This is a genomic window from Streptomyces sp. NPDC001220 (assembly GCF_053597895.1).
Genome location: NZ_JBSFJE010000002.1, coordinates 173081 through 188291, shown reverse-complemented (window position 1 = coordinate 188291; position 15211 = coordinate 173081). Strand labels below are relative to the sequence as shown.

The 15211-nt window shown below is 71.2% G+C and carries 17 protein-coding genes and 1 tRNA gene; 15 read left to right on the top strand and 3 right to left on the bottom strand.

Annotated elements, in window-relative coordinates; translation table 11 throughout:
* The first annotated feature begins 208 nt into the window (after positions 1 to 208).
* From proB to ACWDGI_RS05420, 5 genes are all read left to right on the top strand, one after another.
* Positions 209 to 1315: a glutamate 5-kinase gene (proB, locus tag ACWDGI_RS05440; RefSeq protein ID WP_450756479.1), complete on the top strand. Its 1107-nt coding sequence runs from the start codon at positions 209 to 211 to the stop codon at positions 1313 to 1315.
* A gap of 124 nt (positions 1316 to 1439) precedes the next feature.
* The gene (locus ACWDGI_RS05435; protein WP_046733220.1) at positions 1440 to 1868 is read left to right on the top strand and encodes a hypothetical protein; all 429 of its coding nucleotides are present in this window, start codon (positions 1440 to 1442) and stop codon (positions 1866 to 1868) included.
* An 87-nt stretch (positions 1869 to 1955) separates the two neighbouring features.
* A complete protein-coding gene (locus ACWDGI_RS05430; protein WP_360483950.1) occupies positions 1956 to 3242 on the top strand; it encodes a glutamate-5-semialdehyde dehydrogenase in 1287 nt (428 codons plus the stop codon).
* A gap of 170 nt (positions 3243 to 3412) precedes the next feature.
* Positions 3413 to 3997, top strand: coding sequence for an SCO2584 family spore wall biosynthesis protein (locus tag ACWDGI_RS05425; protein ID WP_450755598.1), 585 nt, complete (start codon positions 3413 to 3415; stop codon positions 3995 to 3997).
* An 89-nt stretch (positions 3998 to 4086) separates the two neighbouring features.
* Positions 4087 to 5157, top strand: a complete 1071-nt coding sequence (locus ACWDGI_RS05420) for an SCO2583 family membrane protein (protein WP_450755596.1) — start codon at positions 4087 to 4089, stop codon at positions 5155 to 5157.
* Positions 5158 to 5167: 10 nt separating this feature from the next.
* On the opposite strand, the gene ACWDGI_RS05415 is transcribed toward ACWDGI_RS05420, so the two are convergent.
* Positions 5168 to 6337, bottom strand: coding sequence for a M48 family metallopeptidase (locus ACWDGI_RS05415; RefSeq protein WP_450756477.1), 1170 nt, complete (start codon positions 6335 to 6337; stop codon positions 5168 to 5170).
* A 101-nt stretch (positions 6338 to 6438) separates the two neighbouring features.
* Between ACWDGI_RS05415 and ACWDGI_RS05410 the strand changes: the two genes are divergently transcribed.
* The 7 genes from ACWDGI_RS05410 (at position 6439) to ACWDGI_RS05380 (ending at position 10906) form a co-directional block, all read left to right on the top strand.
* Positions 6439 to 6600: a hypothetical protein gene (locus ACWDGI_RS05410; RefSeq protein WP_450755594.1), complete on the top strand. Its 162-nt coding sequence runs from the start codon at positions 6439 to 6441 to the stop codon at positions 6598 to 6600.
* 176 nt (positions 6601 to 6776) lie between these two features.
* Positions 6777 to 6944, top strand: coding sequence for a hypothetical protein (locus ACWDGI_RS05405; protein ID WP_351692895.1), 168 nt, complete (start codon positions 6777 to 6779; stop codon positions 6942 to 6944).
* 69 nt (positions 6945 to 7013) lie between these two features.
* Positions 7014 to 7706: a nicotinate-nucleotide adenylyltransferase gene (gene nadD / locus ACWDGI_RS05400; protein WP_450755592.1), complete on the top strand. Its 693-nt coding sequence runs from the start codon at positions 7014 to 7016 to the stop codon at positions 7704 to 7706.
* 16 nt (positions 7707 to 7722) lie between these two features.
* Positions 7723 to 9483, top strand: coding sequence for a LytR C-terminal domain-containing protein (locus ACWDGI_RS05395; protein ID WP_450755590.1), 1761 nt, complete (start codon positions 7723 to 7725; stop codon positions 9481 to 9483).
* Between the two features lie 102 nt (positions 9484 to 9585).
* The gene (gene rsfS / locus ACWDGI_RS05390; RefSeq protein WP_450755588.1) at positions 9586 to 10029 is read left to right on the top strand and encodes a ribosome silencing factor; all 444 of its coding nucleotides are present in this window, start codon (positions 9586 to 9588) and stop codon (positions 10027 to 10029) included.
* Entirely contained in the window at positions 10029 to 10697 is a 669-nt protein-coding gene (locus ACWDGI_RS05385) for a histidine phosphatase family protein (protein WP_450755586.1), read from the top strand. The genes rsfS and ACWDGI_RS05385 overlap by 1 nt, the downstream gene beginning before the upstream one ends.
* A 136-nt stretch (positions 10698 to 10833) precedes the next feature.
* Positions 10834 to 10906 (top strand) — tRNA-Ala (locus ACWDGI_RS05380).
* A gap of 60 nt (positions 10907 to 10966) precedes the next feature.
* Here the strand turns inward: ACWDGI_RS05380 and ACWDGI_RS05375 are convergent.
* Entirely contained in the window at positions 10967 to 11908 is a 942-nt protein-coding gene (locus ACWDGI_RS05375) for a helix-turn-helix transcriptional regulator (RefSeq protein ID WP_450755585.1), read from the bottom strand.
* 94 nt (positions 11909 to 12002) lie between these two features.
* Here ACWDGI_RS05375 and ACWDGI_RS05370 point away from each other — a divergent pair, with 94 nt between their 5' ends.
* The 3 genes from ACWDGI_RS05370 (at position 12003) to ACWDGI_RS05360 (ending at position 13951) form a co-directional block, all read left to right on the top strand.
* Positions 12003 to 13472, top strand: coding sequence for an MFS transporter (locus ACWDGI_RS05370; RefSeq protein WP_450755583.1), 1470 nt, complete (start codon positions 12003 to 12005; stop codon positions 13470 to 13472).
* A gap of 68 nt (positions 13473 to 13540) precedes the next feature.
* Positions 13541 to 13714, top strand: a complete 174-nt coding sequence (locus tag ACWDGI_RS05365; protein ID WP_450755582.1) for a hypothetical protein — start codon at positions 13541 to 13543, stop codon at positions 13712 to 13714.
* 3 nt (positions 13715 to 13717) lie between these two features.
* The gene (locus ACWDGI_RS05360) at positions 13718 to 13951 is read left to right on the top strand and encodes a hypothetical protein (protein WP_006136074.1); all 234 of its coding nucleotides are present in this window, start codon (positions 13718 to 13720) and stop codon (positions 13949 to 13951) included.
* Here the strand turns inward: ACWDGI_RS05360 and ACWDGI_RS05355 are convergent.
* Complete coding sequence (locus ACWDGI_RS05355; protein ID WP_450755580.1) at positions 13930 to 15141, bottom strand: glycosyltransferase 87 family protein; 1212 nt, start codon at positions 15139 to 15141, stop codon at positions 13930 to 13932. The two genes, ACWDGI_RS05360 and ACWDGI_RS05355, sit on opposite strands and share 22 nt — an antisense overlap.
* Between the last annotated feature and the right edge of the window lie 70 nt (positions 15142 to 15211).

The window sequence follows — 15211 nt, the reverse complement described above, 5'->3', positions numbered from 1 at the left end:
TCAAATTAACTTTGCGTTTGCTTCAATTTCTATAAGCAGTCCGTGCAACCTTTTTGCCGTGAGCAAGGCGTGATCGACCGGTTACGTTCCGCCTGCACGCGCCCCTGTCCGGAGGCTGGACGGCCGCGCCCCCGGCGTATCCCCTTCGCGTAGATTGCTGCCACGCGCAACGAAGTGGGGACAGGACGTGGCAAGCGCAAGGCAGGCCGTGAGCGAGGCCCGCAGGATCGTCGTCAAAGTGGGCTCCTCCTCGCTGACCACCGCCTCCGGCGGCCTGGACGCCGACCGGGTCGACGCGCTCGTGGACGTCCTCGCCAGGAGCCGCAGCGGTGGCGAGAAGGAGGTCGTCCTCGTCTCCTCGGGAGCGATCGCCGCCGGCCTCGCCCCGCTCGGACTGCGCCGCCGCCCCAGGGACCTGGCCCGCCAGCAGGCCGCCGCCAGTGTCGGCCAGGGCCTGCTGGTCGCCCGTTACACCGCGTCCTTCGCCCGCTACGGCGTCCGTGTCGGCCAGGTCCTGCTCACCTCCGACGACATGAGCCGCCGCGCCCACCACCGCAACGCCTCCCGCACCCTCGACAAACTCCTCGCCATGGGCGCCCTGCCGATCGTCAACGAGAACGACACCGTCGCCACCGACGAGATCCGCTTCGGCGACAACGACCGCCTCGCCGCCCTCGTCGCCCACCTCGTCCACGCCGACCTCCTGGTCCTGCTCTCCGACATCGACGGCGTCTACGACGGCGACCCCGGCAAGCCCGGCACCTCGCGGATAGCGGAGGTGAAGGGCCCGCGGGACCTAGAGGGCGTCGAGATCGGCAGCGCCGGGAAGGCCGGCGTCGGCACCGGCGGCATGGTCACCAAGGTGGAGGCCGCCCGGATCGCCGCGGCCGCGGGCATCCCGGTCGTCCTCACCAGCGCCGTGCACGCCGTCGACGCGCTCTCCGGCGGCGACACCGGCACCTACTTCCACCCCACCGGCAAACGGTCCGCAGACCGCCTGCTGTGGCTTCAGCACGCCTCCACCCCCCAGGGCTCGCTCACTCTCGACGACGGCGCCGTGCGTGCCGTCGTCGAGGGCCGGAAATCGCTGCTGCCCGCCGGGATCGCCGCCGTGGAGGGCGAGTTCGCCGCCGGCGACCCGGTCGAACTGCGGGACACGGAAGGACGCGCGGTCGCCCGCGGGCTCGTCAGCTTCGACGCCAAGGAGATCCCCCAGCTGATCGGGCGTTCGACCAGGGAGCTGGCGCGCGAACTGGGCCCGACGTACGAACGCGAGGTCGTACACAGGGACGACCTGGTGATCCTGCACCCGTAAAAACGGGGCGTAACGACGGACCCCGGTGGGGGACGTTCCGTAAAACCGCCCCACGAACCCTTGGGGCCTGCTCAACTTTGTCTCAGGACCACGTACCGCACGAGCACAGCTGAAGGAGGCCGTCGTGAGACGAGTGCGCCCTGGGGCTGCGGCGTCCCGCGGTGCTCTGACGAGCGTCGCGGCCGGGGACACCTACGAGGAGCCGAAGGACCTGCCCCGTCTGTGGCACGTCACCCTCAGTGTCTGCGGCGCCGAGGTCCCCCTGCCGGAACTGCGCCGCGGGCTCGAACAACTGGCCCACGACCACCCGTTCCTCCTCACCAGCCGCTACGCGTGCGACCACGCCGAGATCCGCTACTGGGAAGAGGCCCGCGACCTCCACGACGCCGCCGCCGTCGCGCTGCGCCTGTGGGGTGAGCACCGCCAGACCGCGGGACTGCCCGCCTGGGAGATCGTCGGCCTGGAGGTCATCGACCGCGCCACCTACCACCAGCGGATCGCCGAGGGTTACGGTCCGCCACCGGCGACACCGGTCGGTATCCACCCGTTCTGACCGTGACCGTGATTGCCCCCTTTTGATCCCGTCTCGCGGTATGGGATGACGCGTGGACGGGACGCCGGCGCGCACTACCCTTCCCCCATGACCACGCTCTCGCCGTACGACGCCATGTCCCCGGTCACGCAGGCCGCCTACCGTGCCAAGGCAGCCGCCGCCGACCTCGCGCCGCTGCCGCGTGCCGTCAAGGACGACGCGTTGCTCGCCATCGCGGACGCCCTGGAGGTCCGTACGAGCGAGATCGTCGAGGCCAACGCCAAGGACATCGCCAAGGCCCGCGAGAACGGCACCAGCGAGTCCGTCGTCGACCGCCTCACCCTCACCCCGGAGCGGGTCCGTGCCATCGCCTCCGACGTCCGTGACGTCGCGAAGCTGCCCGACCCGGTCGGCGAGGTGGTCCGCGGCTCCACCCTCCCCAACGGCATCGACCTGCGCCAGGTCCGTGTCCCGCTCGGCGTCGTCGGCATCATCTACGAGGCCCGCCCGAACGTGACCGTCGACGCGGCCGCTCTCTGCCTCAAGTCCGGCAACGCCGTCCTGCTGCGCGGCTCCGCCTCCGCCTACGAGTCCAACACCGCCCTCGTCCGCGTCCTGCGCGACGCCGTCGGCGGCGCCGGGCTGCCCGCCGACGCCGTCCAGCTGGTGCCCGGCGAGGGCCGCGAGTCCGTCCACGAACTGATGCGCGCCCGCGGCCTCGTCGACGTCCTCATCCCGCGCGGCGGCGCCTCCCTGATCCAGACCGTCGTCATGGAGTCCAAGGTCCCCGTCATCGAGACCGGCACCGGCAACTGCCACGTCTACGTCGACGCCCACGCCGACATCGACATGGCCATCGACATCCTCATCAACTCCAAGGCACAGCGGGTCAGCGTCTGCAACGCCGCCGAGACCCTCCTCGTCCACCAGGACATCGCCGCCGAGTTCCTGCCGCGCGCCCTGGACGCCCTCGCCGAGGCCGGCGTCACCGTCCACGCCGACGAACGCGTGCTGGCCTACGCCAAGGACTCCAAGGCGACCGTGGTCGAGGCGGTCCCGGAGGACTGGGAGACCGAGTACCTGTCGTACGACATCGCCGCCGCCGTCGTCGACTCCCTGGACAGGGCCGTCGAGCACATCCGGCTGTGGACCTCCGGGCACACCGAGGCGATCGTCACCACCTCCCAGCAGGCCGCCCGCCGCTTCACCCAGCTGGTCGACTCCACCACCGTCGCCGTGAACGCCTCCACCCGCTTCACCGACGGCGGCCAGTTCGGCTTCGGCGCCGAGATCGGCATCTCCACCCAGAAACTGCACGCCCGCGGCCCCATGGGCCTGCCGGAGCTGACCAGCACCAAGTACATCGTCACCGGTGACGGCCACATCCGCCGCTGACGCCTGTGAAGCCGCCGCCGACACCCGTACGGCCCAACCGCGCACGCCCCACGGCGTGCGGGCGCGCGGAGGGGCGTACGGGCCCCGCGCGGGCGTGAAAGGCGTCTCACAGGGCCTATGAATTTCCATACCGTCTGCCCAAATTGACCCCCCAGGTCTACTCTGGATCCGTGCCGGAGGACGTGGGGGGCACGCCGTTCCCTGACGGCTGGGAGCCCGACGACGACCATGACCGCGGGATGTCGGACGAAGAGTTCGACGCCGTGGTCTTCGACGAGGCCTTCGTGAAGGCGGCCGTGATCCACGAGCCGACCGCGGTCGAACGCCTCCTGGCCGCCGCACAGGCCAGAGCCGAGGCCTCCGAGGCCGAGGCCCGCCGCGCCCACGCCAGGGGCGAGCGCTACGACGACGGCTACGGCCCCGACGACCCCGATCTCGGCCACGGCGCCGACCTCGACGACCTGGACGACGGCGACGTACTCGAAGACCGGTACGGCTCCCCAGGGGCCTACGGCAAGCACGTCCGCTGGCATCGTCCCGTGGCCTGGATGCTCGCTCTCGTCATGGGCATCGGCATGGTCGCGCTGGCCTTCGCGGCGGTCTACCGGGGCGCCTCCTCGGGCGGCAGCCGCGACCAGGTGCCCCGGCCCCCCTCCACCGGCCTGGAACAGGGCACCGCGGCGGCACCCTCCGCGTCGGCCGAGTACTCCCAGCCGGCCCAGTCGGCGGTCTCCGCGGTCCCGCGCACCCCCTGAGCGGCGATTGCCCGTTCTGGTGAGAACCTGTCAGAAGTTGTCGTGTAGCTGGGCGTTTACCTGAGGCTTCCGAGACCTACTCTGAGAGTATGGGCGGGCCTGTGGACCCACCCGAGGGGACACCCGAGGGCGGCCCCGTGGGTGGAGAGGACGAGTACCGATCCGTCGTCTTCGACGAATCGTTCGTCCGCGCTGCCCGCCTCCAGGAATCCTCCGCGCGCGAACGCATGTCCGACCACGCGCCGGCCGTACGCCGCCGCCCGCCCCTGCGCCGGGGCCTCACCCGGCAGGCACTGATCCTCGTCCTGCTGATCCTCGTCGCCTTCGGCACCGCGATCTACATGGGTGTCCGCCACCCCTACGGCACCCAGGAGGCCCAGAAGCCCGTCGAACCGCTGCGGATGGCCGTCGTCCCCCTCGCCCCGCAGGGCAAGGTGCCCGGCGCCGCCGACGCCGAGACGCTGTTCGCGCACAGTCCCGCCGGGCGGTACGAGGTCGGCGCCGAGGGCATACCCTTGCCGGCCGTCCGCAGCACCGCGCACTTCTCCGACAGCCAGGTCGTGACCGCCCTGACCACGGCCAAGGACTACATCGTGCGCTCCGCGCTCTATCCGGAGGTCCTCGACAGCAGCGAGGTGCGGCCCGCGCGGGTGCTGCTCGACCCCGGGCAGCTCGACCAGTTCGACCAGAGCATCGACCACCCCGCGGCGGACGGCCGGCACGCGCCCACCGGATGGCTGGTCCGCTTCGACCCCACCCGTGCCGAACTCGCCGATCCGAAGATCCGCATCCAGGGCAGCATGCAGGCCACCGAGACCGACTCGGCCACCCTGGAGGTCACCGCCGACCACACCGTCGTCTACGCGCTGCGGGCCGTCGGCGCCCCGGCCGGCTCCCAGGTCTCCCTGTTCACCGTCCGCCGCGAGCTGACCTTCCGCTTCGACCGGGACGACCTGCGCCTGCGCCAGACCCAGCTGGTCGTCTCCTACGTCCAGGCCGGCCCGCTGTCCTGCGCCGACGACTCCGCCGACCACCTGCAGCCGCTGCTGGCAGGCGAGACCGCCAGCGCGGGCGGCCCGGCGGGCACGAACCCGTACGCCACGGACAGCGCCGCCGCCCTGTGCGGGACGCTGGCCGCCGGGGCCGAACCGAAGGTCTGACCAGTCCTGGCTACTCGTCGTCCCGCGGCGGAGAGTCCCGCGCCGGACCGTCCTGCGACGGGTCCTGCGCGGGACCGTCCTGCGGCGGCGTGTCCTTCGGGGGAGCGTCCTTCGCGGAAGCGTCCTTGCGGGGCGCCGGGCTCGTGAACCCGTCGAAGCCGCGCTTGACCCGGCCGCCCAGGCCGCCGGCCCCGCCCGCTATGTCCGAGACCAGCTTCATCAGCGGATCCTTGGAGCTCTTCACATCGCTCGCGTAGCTCGCCGCCGACTCCTTGAACGAGTCGCTGACCGAGGTGTCCTTGTCCCCGTCGCGCCGCGGGTAGTGGCCGTCCATGATCCGCTGGTAGTCGCGGGACTCGGCCCACTTCTTCAGCTCGGCCGCGCGGACCGTGGTGAACGGGTGCGAGCGCGGCAGCACGTTCAGGATCTTCAGCACCGAGTCGCGCAGATCGCCCCCGGCCTCGTACTCCTCGGCCTGCTGCAGGAACGCGTCCACGTTCATCTCGTGCAGATGGTTGCCGCCGGCGATCTTCATCAGTCCGCGCATTGAGGCCCGCAGATCCTGCCCCACCAGCAGTCCCGCCCGGTCGGCGGACAGCTCCGACTTGCGGAACCACTCCCGCAGTGCCGTCACGATCGCCATGACCGCGAGATTGCCCAGCGGGATCCAGGCGACGCGCAACGCCAGGTTCGTCAGGAACAGCAGGATCGTCCGGTACACCGAGTGCCCCGACAGGGCGTGCCCCACCTCGTGCCCGACGACCGCCCGCATCTCCTCCTCGTCGAGCAGTTCGACGAGGCCGGTGGTGACGACGATGATCGGCTCGTCCAGGCCGATGCACATGGCGTTGGGCTGCGGGTCCTGGTTGACGTACATCGGCGGGACCTTCTCCAGGTCCAGGATGTAACAGGCGTCCCGCAGCATGTCGTTCAGGTGGGTGAACTGCTGGTCCGACACGCGGACCGAGTCGGACAGGAACAGCAGCCTCAGGCTCCGCTCCGGAAGCAGCCCGCTGAGCGCCTTGAAGACCGTGTCGAAGCCGCTCAGCTTGCGCAGCGCCACCAGGGCCGAACGGTCGGCCGGATGCTCGTACGCGCGGGAGGAGATCCCCGGGAACCGCCTGCGCTGCCTGCCCGGCACCCGCTCGTGCCCGTGTCGCTCGTGGCCGTCGTCGGACATGTCATCCCCCATGTGCGTGAGTGTGTCCACCGTGCCCCCGAAGCAGGGCCCAGCCTAGGCGGAGATACCGTGGACGGGCAGTACAGCCGAAGGAGTGCCTCATGGAGCACAACCCCCGAGCCGCCTTGCTCACCCAGGCCGCGAGCGCCGCCCATCAACAGGGGTCGGGCGACCTGCTGCGCATCGTCCTGATCGTCATGTTCCTGGGCTGTGCGCTGACCGCCTGGTTCCTGCTGCGCGGGTACAGACAGAAGGACGACTGAGCCGCCGGGATCGTTCCCCGCCCGGTGTGGCCGGCGGAGCCGGTGTGACCGAGGTGCCGGGGCGACGCAACCGAGGAGTCGACCCAACGGAGGAGTCGGCGTGATCGTCGCCGGGCCGCCCGCATACGATGGGCCGACGTCTTTATCCCGTCCACACGCGATAGGTCCTGCCGCAGATGATGAATCTTCACAGCGCCGCTGCCCAGTTGGTCACCCTCGCCGCCGAGGGCGAGGAGCACGGCGGCAACCACAACAGCCTCAACCCGCTCGTCACCGGTGGCAGCGCGTTCATCATCCTGCTGCTCCTGCTGTGGATCACCACCCGTTTCAACCGCGACCGCTGAGCCGGCGGCCGAGCCCGGCACCCGTCCTCGGGGCGGGGCCCACGGGCCGGGCCGGTAGGGTCTGCACGCATGGGAGAGCAGGACATGCCTACCGGTCCGGCGCATGACGCGGCCGATGCCGCCTACGACACGGTGACGACCCCGCGGTACACACCGGCGGGCCCCGCGCACACCGGCAAACGCCGCCTCGGCGTCATGGGCGGGACGTTCGACCCGATCCACCACGGACACCTCGTGGCGGCCAGCGAGGTCGCCGCCCAGTTCCAGCTGGACGAGGTCGTGTTCGTGCCCACCGGGCAGCCGTGGCAGAAGACCGCCCGCAACGTCTCACCGGCCGAGGACCGCTACCTGATGACGGTGATCGCGACCGCGGAGAACCCACAGTTCTCCGTCAGCCGTATCGACATCGACCGCGGCGGCCCCACCTACACCGTCGACACCCTGCGCGACCTGCGCGCCCTCAACCCCGACGCCGACCTCTTCTTCATCACCGGCGCCGACGCCCTCGGCCAGATCCTCACCTGGCGCGACTCGGAGGAACTCTTCTCCCTCGCCCACTTCATCGGCTGCACCCGGCCAGGCCACCAACTGACCGACCGCGGTCTCCCGGAGGGCGGCGTCTCGCTGGTGGAGGTTCCCGCGCTCGCCATCTCCTCCACAGACTGCCGTGCGAGAGTCGCCAAGAGCGACCCCATCTGGTACATGGTGCCGGACGGAGTCGTGCGCTACATCGACAAGCGCGAGCTGTACCGCGGCGAGTGAGCCGAGAGGGGCACCGGTGAACGACCGATACGACGCGGGCTACGGAAGCGACCAGTACGAACTCGTCGGCTACGACGAGTACGGGCAGCCGGTGTACCGCCAGATCCCCGCACAACAACAGCAGACGTACGACCCGTACGCCGGACAGGGCTACGGGTACGACCCGTACGCCACCGACGGCGGCGGTCGGCAGGGCACGCCCTCGTACGGCCCCGGGCGGCAGGGCCCACCGTCGTACGACACCGGCCAGCAGGCCCCACCGTCGTACGACACCGGCCAGCAGGCCCCCGTACCCCCCGTGCACGACACCGGGCAGCAGCCGGTCACGCCCGGCTACGACCCCTACGGCACCGGCGGCCAGCCCGTCTACGACCCCTACCGGCAGTCCGCCGCCGGCGGCCGGCAGTCCCGGGTCGCCGAGCAGACCGCGCACATCCCGCAGCAGGCCGGGCCCGCCGGGGAACCCGCCGGTCCCCGCCAGGCCCCCGGGGACGAACGGGACTACCACACCGAGCAGTTCGCGTTCGTCGAGGACCCGGACGGTGACTCCGAGGACGTCATCGACTGGCTGAACTTCACCGAGAACCGCACCGAGCGCCGCGAAGAGGCCAAGCGCCGCGCCCGCAGCCGCATGGTCGCCCTGGTCGTCGTGCTCGCCCTGGTCGCCGTCGGCGGCGCAGGCTACCTCTGGTACGCCGGAAAGCTGCCCGGACTGTCCTCCTCCGGCGCCAAGGGCGGCACGACGACGTCCGCGGCCGCCCAGAAACGCGACGTGGTCGTCGTCCACCTGCACAACACCAGCGGCGGCGGCACCTCGACCGCGCTGCTCGTCGACAACACCACCACCAAGCAGGGCACCACCGTCCTGCTGCCCAACTCGCTCGCCATGACCGACGACGACGGCACCACCACGACCCTCGCCAAGTCCGTCGGCGACGACGGCTCCTCCGGGACCCGCGACCAGCTCGACACCGTCCTGGGCACCAACATCGAGGGCACCTGGCGCCTGGACACCCCCTACCTGCAGAACCTCGTCGAACTCGTCGGCAACATCGACATCGACACCAACGCCGAGGTACCCGACCCGGACGCCAAGAAGAAGGGCCAGGCGCCCCTGGTCCACAAGGGCAAGGACCAGACCCTCAGCGGCAAGGCCGCCGTCGCCTACGCCACCTACCGTGCCTCCGGCGAGGCCCAGAACGCCCAGCTGGAGCGATTCGGGCAGGTCATGCAGGGCGTGCTGCGCAAGATGTCCTCCGACTCCTCGGCCGCCACGGTCACCGTGCAGACCCTCGCGCAGATCCTCGACCCCTCGCTCACCGACAAGGACCTCGGCACCTTCCTCGCCAAGCTCGCCGACCTCGCCAAGGGCGGCGACTACAAGACGGCCCTGCTGCCCGTGCAGAGCGACGGCACCCTCAGCGCGCAGACCAGTGCCAGCGTGGTCAAGGACATCCTCGGCGGCACCGCAAAGAGCCCCTCCGCGGATTCCGCGATCCGGGTCTCCGTCCAGAACGCCACCGGCGTGAAGGACAACACCGACAAGGCCCGCGTGGTCCTCGTCAACGGCGGCTACACCTTCCTGGAAGGCGGTACGGCCTCCGGCACCCAGGCCACCTCCAAGGTGCTGTACTCCGGCGCCGCCGACAAGGAGAACGCCACCGAGGTCGCCAAGACCCTCGGCCTCGGCACCGGCGCCGTCGCCAAGGGGACGGTCGGCTCGGGCGCCGACGTCTCGGTCGTCCTCGGCCAGGACTACAAGCCGTCCTCCTCCTGAGCCCGCCCGCCGCACCCCACGTGACCCGGTAATCACGTGGGGTGCGCCCGGCGGTCCGTGAGACCCTTGAGGTTCAAACGACCGCCGACGGAAAGCCACGTAGTGACCGCCACCGACCGTTCCCTCGAGCTCATCACCGCCGCCGCACAGGCGGCCGCCGACAAGCTCGCCCATGACGTCATCGCCTACGACGTCAGCGACGTCCTGTCGATCACGGACGCCTTCCTGCTGGCCTCCGCGCCCAACGACCGCCAGGTCAAGTCGATCGTCGACGAGATCGAGGAGCGCCTCAGCAAGGAGCTCGGCGCCAAGCCGGTGCGCCGCGAGGGCGACCGCGAGGCCCGCTGGATCCTGCTCGACTACGTCGACATCGTCGTCCACGTCCAGCACAGCGAGGAGCGCGTCTTCTACGCCCTGGAGCGGCTGTGGAAGGACTGCCCCGAGATCGAGCTGCCCGCCGACGCCAAGGCCACCCGCGGCAAGGCCCAGGAGCACGCCGAGCTGCAGGCCGCCGACGACGCGGGTGAACCGGGCGGGGAGTGGTGATGAGCGCCACGGGCGAGGTGACCGACCGCAAGGGCCGCGGCCGCCGCATCATCCTGTGGCGGCACGGCCAGACCTCCTGGAACGTGGAACGCCGCTTCCAGGGCTCCACCGATGTCGAGCTCACCGAGACCGGCATCGGCCAGGCCCGCCGCGCGGCCCGGCTGCTCGCCTCCCTGGGCCCGGACGCGATCGTCTCCTCCGACCTGCGGCGGGCCTCCGACACGGCCGCCCAGCTCGCCGAGCTCACCGGCCTCGACGTGATCCGCGACGAGGCCCTGCGCGAGACCTACGCGGGTGTGTGGCAGGGCCTCACCCACGAGGAGATCATCGCCCGCCACGGCGACGAGTACGCCGCCTGGAAGCGCGGCGAGCCGGTCCGCCGCGGCGGCGGCGAACTGGAGACCGAGGTCGCCGACCGGGCCGCCCCCGTCGTGCTCCGGCACGCCGAGAAGCTCCCCGAGGACGGCACCCTCGTGGTCGTCAGCCACGGCGGAACCATCCGCACCACCATCGGCCGCCTGCTCGGCCTGGACTCCCACCACTGGGAGAGCCTCGGCGGTCTCACCAACTGCTGCTGGTCCGTGCTCGGCGAAGGCGCCCGCGGCTGGCGGCTCCTGGAGCACAACGCCGGCACCCTCCCGGAGCCCGTCCTCGGCGACGACGACTGAGAGCCCTTTTCGGCCGTCGGCCGGTGATCCTCGGGCCACCCGTCCCGCCCCGGGACCCGGATTTCACTTTCCGGCAGGTCGCAGGCTAAAGTTCTTCTTGTTCGCCCCGCCAAGCGGAAAGACGGGAAGAACGCAAGGGGCTATAGCTCAGTTGGTAGAGCGCCTGCATGGCATGCAGGAGGTCAGGAGTTCAATTCTCCTTAGCTCCACAGATCGACGCTCAGCACACTGTCGAGTTGTCAAAGATCGGTGAGAGAATCCCGCCCTCTTCAGGGGGCGGGTTTTTTCGTGTTCCACTGCCGGATGATCTCGGCGGCCTCGTCGTCGGTCACCGGCCACAGCCGCTGTCTGCGCTCCCGCAACAACGCGACCTGCTCCCGCGTCCTTTCGTCCTCCGGCGTGTAGACCACGATCCGGGACTCCGGCACCCCGTCGATCGACAACGACTGCGACGTCATCCGCAGCTCACCCACCGCCTCATGACGGAACGTCTTCACCCGCGGCCCCGGCTGCGCCACCGCACCGCTCGCCCACAACCGGGCGAAGTCCGCACTCGCCCCGGACAGCGCCCGTATGAAGTCCTCCCAGGCCGGCTCGCCGACATGCCTGCCGTAGCTGGAGCGCAGGGTCGCCACCATCACCGGCAGTTCACGCTCCCGGTGCACCACCGGGCACGCCTCCTCGGACACGGTGAACAACGTCCACAGGACGTTGGGCACCCCGATCCGCACCGTCTCCGGCACCAGGAACAGGTCCCGGTAGGCCGGATTGGTGGCCAGCACGTCGTACCGCGACGTGTACACCACCGCGGGCAGCGGATCGAGGGCGTCGATGATGCCCTGCACCTCCGCGCCGACCGACCGCGACAGCCCCTCGGGCGCCGCCGCGTACGGCACCTCCGCCAGCCGGTACAGATGCTCCCGCTCCGGCGCGTCCAGCCGCAGCGTGCGCGCCACCGCGTCCAGCACCTGCGGCGACGCGTTGATCGGCCGGCCCTGCTCCAGCCACGTGTACCAGGTCACCCCCACGCCCGAGAGCTGGGCGACCTCCTCCCGGCGCAGCCCCGGAGTGCGCCGCCGCAGCCCCGGCGGCATCCCCACATCGGCCGGTGTCACCCGGGCCCTCCTGCTGCGCAGGAACGCGGCCAGCTCCGGCCTGCGGCGGTGTGCTGTCGCCCTCATCGTCACGTCCCCCGTCGTCACGTCATCCATCGTGAGCGCCGCACCCGCCCCCTGCCAGGTGCTGCCAGTACCAGCATCGGTGGGCTCTCGGCACCCGTACCGGCCCCTCGCCACGCTCGGACACATGACGACGACATCCCGGACGGGACCAGGCCCCACACCCGCTCGAACCCCTGCGAAAAGTGAAGCACCCGGCACTGACAACCGGCCCCGGCTGCTCCTCGCGGTCGTCCTCGCGGCCCTGTTCATGGCCGTGCTGGACGTCTTCATCGTGAACGTCGCGGCCCCCACCATCGGTTCCGAACTCCACGCCACCGGCGCCGACCTGCAGCTGGTCGTGGCCGGCTACGCCATCACCTACTCCGTGCTGCTGATCACCGGCGCCCGCCTCGGCGACCGGTTCGGCCACGGCCGGGTCCACCTCGCCGGACTGGTGCTGTTCACGACGGCCTCGCTGGCCTGCGGCCTGGCCCAGGGGGCCACCGAGCTGATCGTGTTCCGGCTGGTTCAGGGCGCCGGGTCGGCGGTGATGATCCCGCAGGTCCTCAGCATCATCCAGCGCACCTTCACCGGCGAGGCCCGCATCCGGGCGCTCGGCGCCTACTCGGCGGTCCTCGCGGTCGGCGCCGCCGCCGGCCAGATCATCGGCGGCGTCCTGGTCGGCGCGGACCTGTTCGGCACCGGCTGGCGGCCGGTGTTCCTCGTCAACGTGCCGGTCGGCGCCGTACTCCTCGTCCTCGGCAGGCGCGTCCTGCCGAGGGACACCGGATCCGGGCCGGAGCGGGCGCGCGGCCTGGACCTGCCCGGCCTGCTCCTGCTGGGGGCCGCGGTGTCGCTGCTCACGGTTCCCCTGGTGCTCGGCCAGGAGGAGGGCTGGCCGCTGTGGTCCTGGCTGTCCCTGGCGGCCGCCGTGCTCCTGTTCGCGCTGTTCTGCGGCTACGAGGTACGGCTCGCCCGGCGCGGCGGCGCCCCGATCGTCGCACCACGGGTGCTGCGCCACCCCGGCATGGGCCTGGCCGTCTTCCGCATCCTCGCCGTCATGGCCGTCAACGCCGGACTGCTCTTCACGCTCACCCTGCACGTCCAGAGCGGCCTCGGCTACGGCGCACAGCGCGCCGGACTCACCTTCGCGCCGACCGCCGTCGTCTTCGGCGCGGTCGCCCTGACCTGGCGCAGGTGGCCCGCCTCCTGGCAGCGGGCGCTGACCCCGGCCGGGTTCGCGCTGACCGCGCTGTCCGTCACCGGCGTCGGGCTGGTCTTCCACGGCGGCGGCGACGGGGGCGCGTGGCTCTATGTGGCGTACGCCGGCGTGGGAGCGGGGCTCGCGCTCGCGTTCAGCCCCACCCTCACCGGAGCGCTCGCAACCGTGCGCCCCGAGGACGCGGCGGACGCCAGCGGTCTCCTGGCGACCGTCACCCAACTCGGCCAGCTCATCGGCGTCGCCGCATTCGGCACACTGTTCTTGAACCGGCTTGAGTCACTTGGGGCGCCGCGGGCGTATACCTCTGCGGAGGCGCTGTCAGCCTGCGCATGGGCGCTCGCCGCGACGGCGGCCGCGGGTGCCGTGTCCGGACTGGTACTGAGGCGTCGCTGACCGTATTGGTCCGGCCGTGGCAGAATCAAACGGCCGGAAGGGGGCGCGGCCCGACGGGAGGAGTAGCGATGCCTGCGAGCATCCATGAGGAGGGCGGCCACCTCCTCGGTGCGGCGTTGATACGGGACACGACCACCCGGCTGCTCTGCCCTTCCTGCGGTTCCGTGGATGTCGCCCAAGTACTGGGCGACAACGGCGGGATCTCCTACGTGTGCACGGCCTGCGGCCACAGCTGGAGCTGATCGATGGGTGCACACAGGCGGAAGTGCGACTGGTGCGGGAGCGGCACCCCGATCGTCCGCGACATGGAGCCGATCAACCCCGACTACCAGTACTGGTGCGAGGAATGCGCTCGGGCGCTGATCATAAAAGGCGACCCGATCGAGACCTACCGTGAACTGGAGGGCGAGCCGATCTACGGCCGTCTTCTCGAGGAGCACTGCACGCTCAAGCGGTTCTACTCGTTCGTCACGGCCTGAGCGGCGCCCGGCTTCGGCAACGATGTCCGGGCGAGCGCCAGGAACAGCAGTCCGGTGACCGCGTAGAGCGCCGACAGCGTCAAGTCGACGGCGTTCTGGTGCAGTTCGGGCCGCCCGTGCCGATGTGGCACCCACCACAGGGCGTACGAGCAGAAGACCAGCTGCGTGCCGGCGGCCGCCGCCCGGTACCCGCGCGTCCACAGCAGCAGCACCACGGGCACGCACCACACCCAGTGGTGCGACCAGGACACCGGACTGATCAGCAGCGCGGTCACCGCGCACCCGGCCACCGCCCAGCCCCGCCGGCCGCGCAGCTCCGCCGCGACCGCCACCGCGAGCCCCAGAACGGCCGTCAGGGCCGCCGCGGCGGTCCAGAGCGCCCCCGGCTCGGGTGTGTGCAGCAACCGCGCCAGAACGCCGCGCAGGGCCTGATTCGCGGTCTCCTCGGCCCGCCCCACCCGTCCCGTCCGGAACACCATCCCGGTCCAGAACCGCCACGAGTCGTAGGGCAGGACGGCCGCCGCCAGCAGGGTCGCCCCCGCGAAGGCGGCGGCCGCCCCGCGCGCGTGCTGCAGCCACGGCCCGCCGTCCCGGCCCCCGCGGCGCGCCATCAGGCCCGTGGCGAGCAGGAACACCGCGAACAGGGCGGGCGTCAGCTTGACCGCGGCCGCGAGCCCGATGCCCACCCCCGCCCAGCGGCCCGGGCGTTCGGCCGGAGGCCGTGACAGATCCCACAGGATCAGCACGGCCAGCAGCAGATTGACCTGCCCGTAGCGCACGGTCGTCCACACCGGCTCGCACCACACGGCCGCCGCCGCGACCCACAGCACGCCCTCCACGCGCGCGTGCCCCACGAGCCGCAGCGACAGCGCCACGAACACCACCAGAAGAAAGAGGTTCCCCACCGTCGCCAGCGTCCGCATGGTCGTGACGTCCGGCAGCGTCAGCGGGGTGAACAGCAGTGCCGCGAACGGCGGGTAGGTGGACGGCAGATGAGCTGCCGTCGTACGCAGTGCGTAGAGGTCGCCGCCCGCGAGGACGGTCGCGCCCTCCGCCCGGTAGACCATCAGGTCGATCATCGACACGTGCGCGGCCCGCTGAGCCACCCAGAACGCCGTGAACGACAAGAGGCAGGCCCCCAGGGCCACCGGCACCCGGCGCCGGGTCTCGGAGAACACGATCACGGTCACGAAGTCCGACACTAGCGTCCGTATCCGCACAGAACGGAAACGATTTGGTGGTGCACCCGGTCGACCGTGT

What these genes read in the sequence shown, in the direction of transcription:
- ACWDGI_RS05430 (WP_360483950.1), top strand. Translation starts at nt 1,956, where the DNA reads ATGACCACGCTCTCGCCGTACGACGCCATGTCCCCGGTCACGCAGGCC.
- ACWDGI_RS05420 (WP_450755596.1), top strand. Translation starts at nt 4,087, where the DNA reads ATGGGCGGGCCTGTGGACCCACCCGAGGGGACACCCGAGGGCGGCCCC.
- ACWDGI_RS05415 (WP_450756477.1), bottom strand. Translation starts at nt 6,337, where the DNA reads ATGTCCGACGACGGCCACGAGCGACACGGGCACGAGCGGGTGCCGGGC.
- ACWDGI_RS05410 (WP_450755594.1), top strand. Translation starts at nt 6,439, where the DNA reads ATGGAGCACAACCCCCGAGCCGCCTTGCTCACCCAGGCCGCGAGCGCC.
- ACWDGI_RS05405 (WP_351692895.1), top strand. Translation starts at nt 6,777, where the DNA reads ATGATGAATCTTCACAGCGCCGCTGCCCAGTTGGTCACCCTCGCCGCC.
- nadD (WP_450755592.1), top strand. Translation starts at nt 7,014, where the DNA reads ATGGGAGAGCAGGACATGCCTACCGGTCCGGCGCATGACGCGGCCGAT.
- ACWDGI_RS05385 (WP_450755586.1), top strand. Translation starts at nt 10,029, where the DNA reads ATGAGCGCCACGGGCGAGGTGACCGACCGCAAGGGCCGCGGCCGCCGC.
- ACWDGI_RS05375 (WP_450755585.1), bottom strand. Translation starts at nt 11,908, where the DNA reads ATGGATGACGTGACGACGGGGGACGTGACGATGAGGGCGACAGCACAC.
- ACWDGI_RS05370 (WP_450755583.1), top strand. Translation starts at nt 12,003, where the DNA reads ATGACGACGACATCCCGGACGGGACCAGGCCCCACACCCGCTCGAACC.
- ACWDGI_RS05365 (WP_450755582.1), top strand. Translation starts at nt 13,541, where the DNA reads ATGCCTGCGAGCATCCATGAGGAGGGCGGCCACCTCCTCGGTGCGGCG.
- ACWDGI_RS05360 (WP_006136074.1), top strand. Translation starts at nt 13,718, where the DNA reads ATGGGTGCACACAGGCGGAAGTGCGACTGGTGCGGGAGCGGCACCCCG.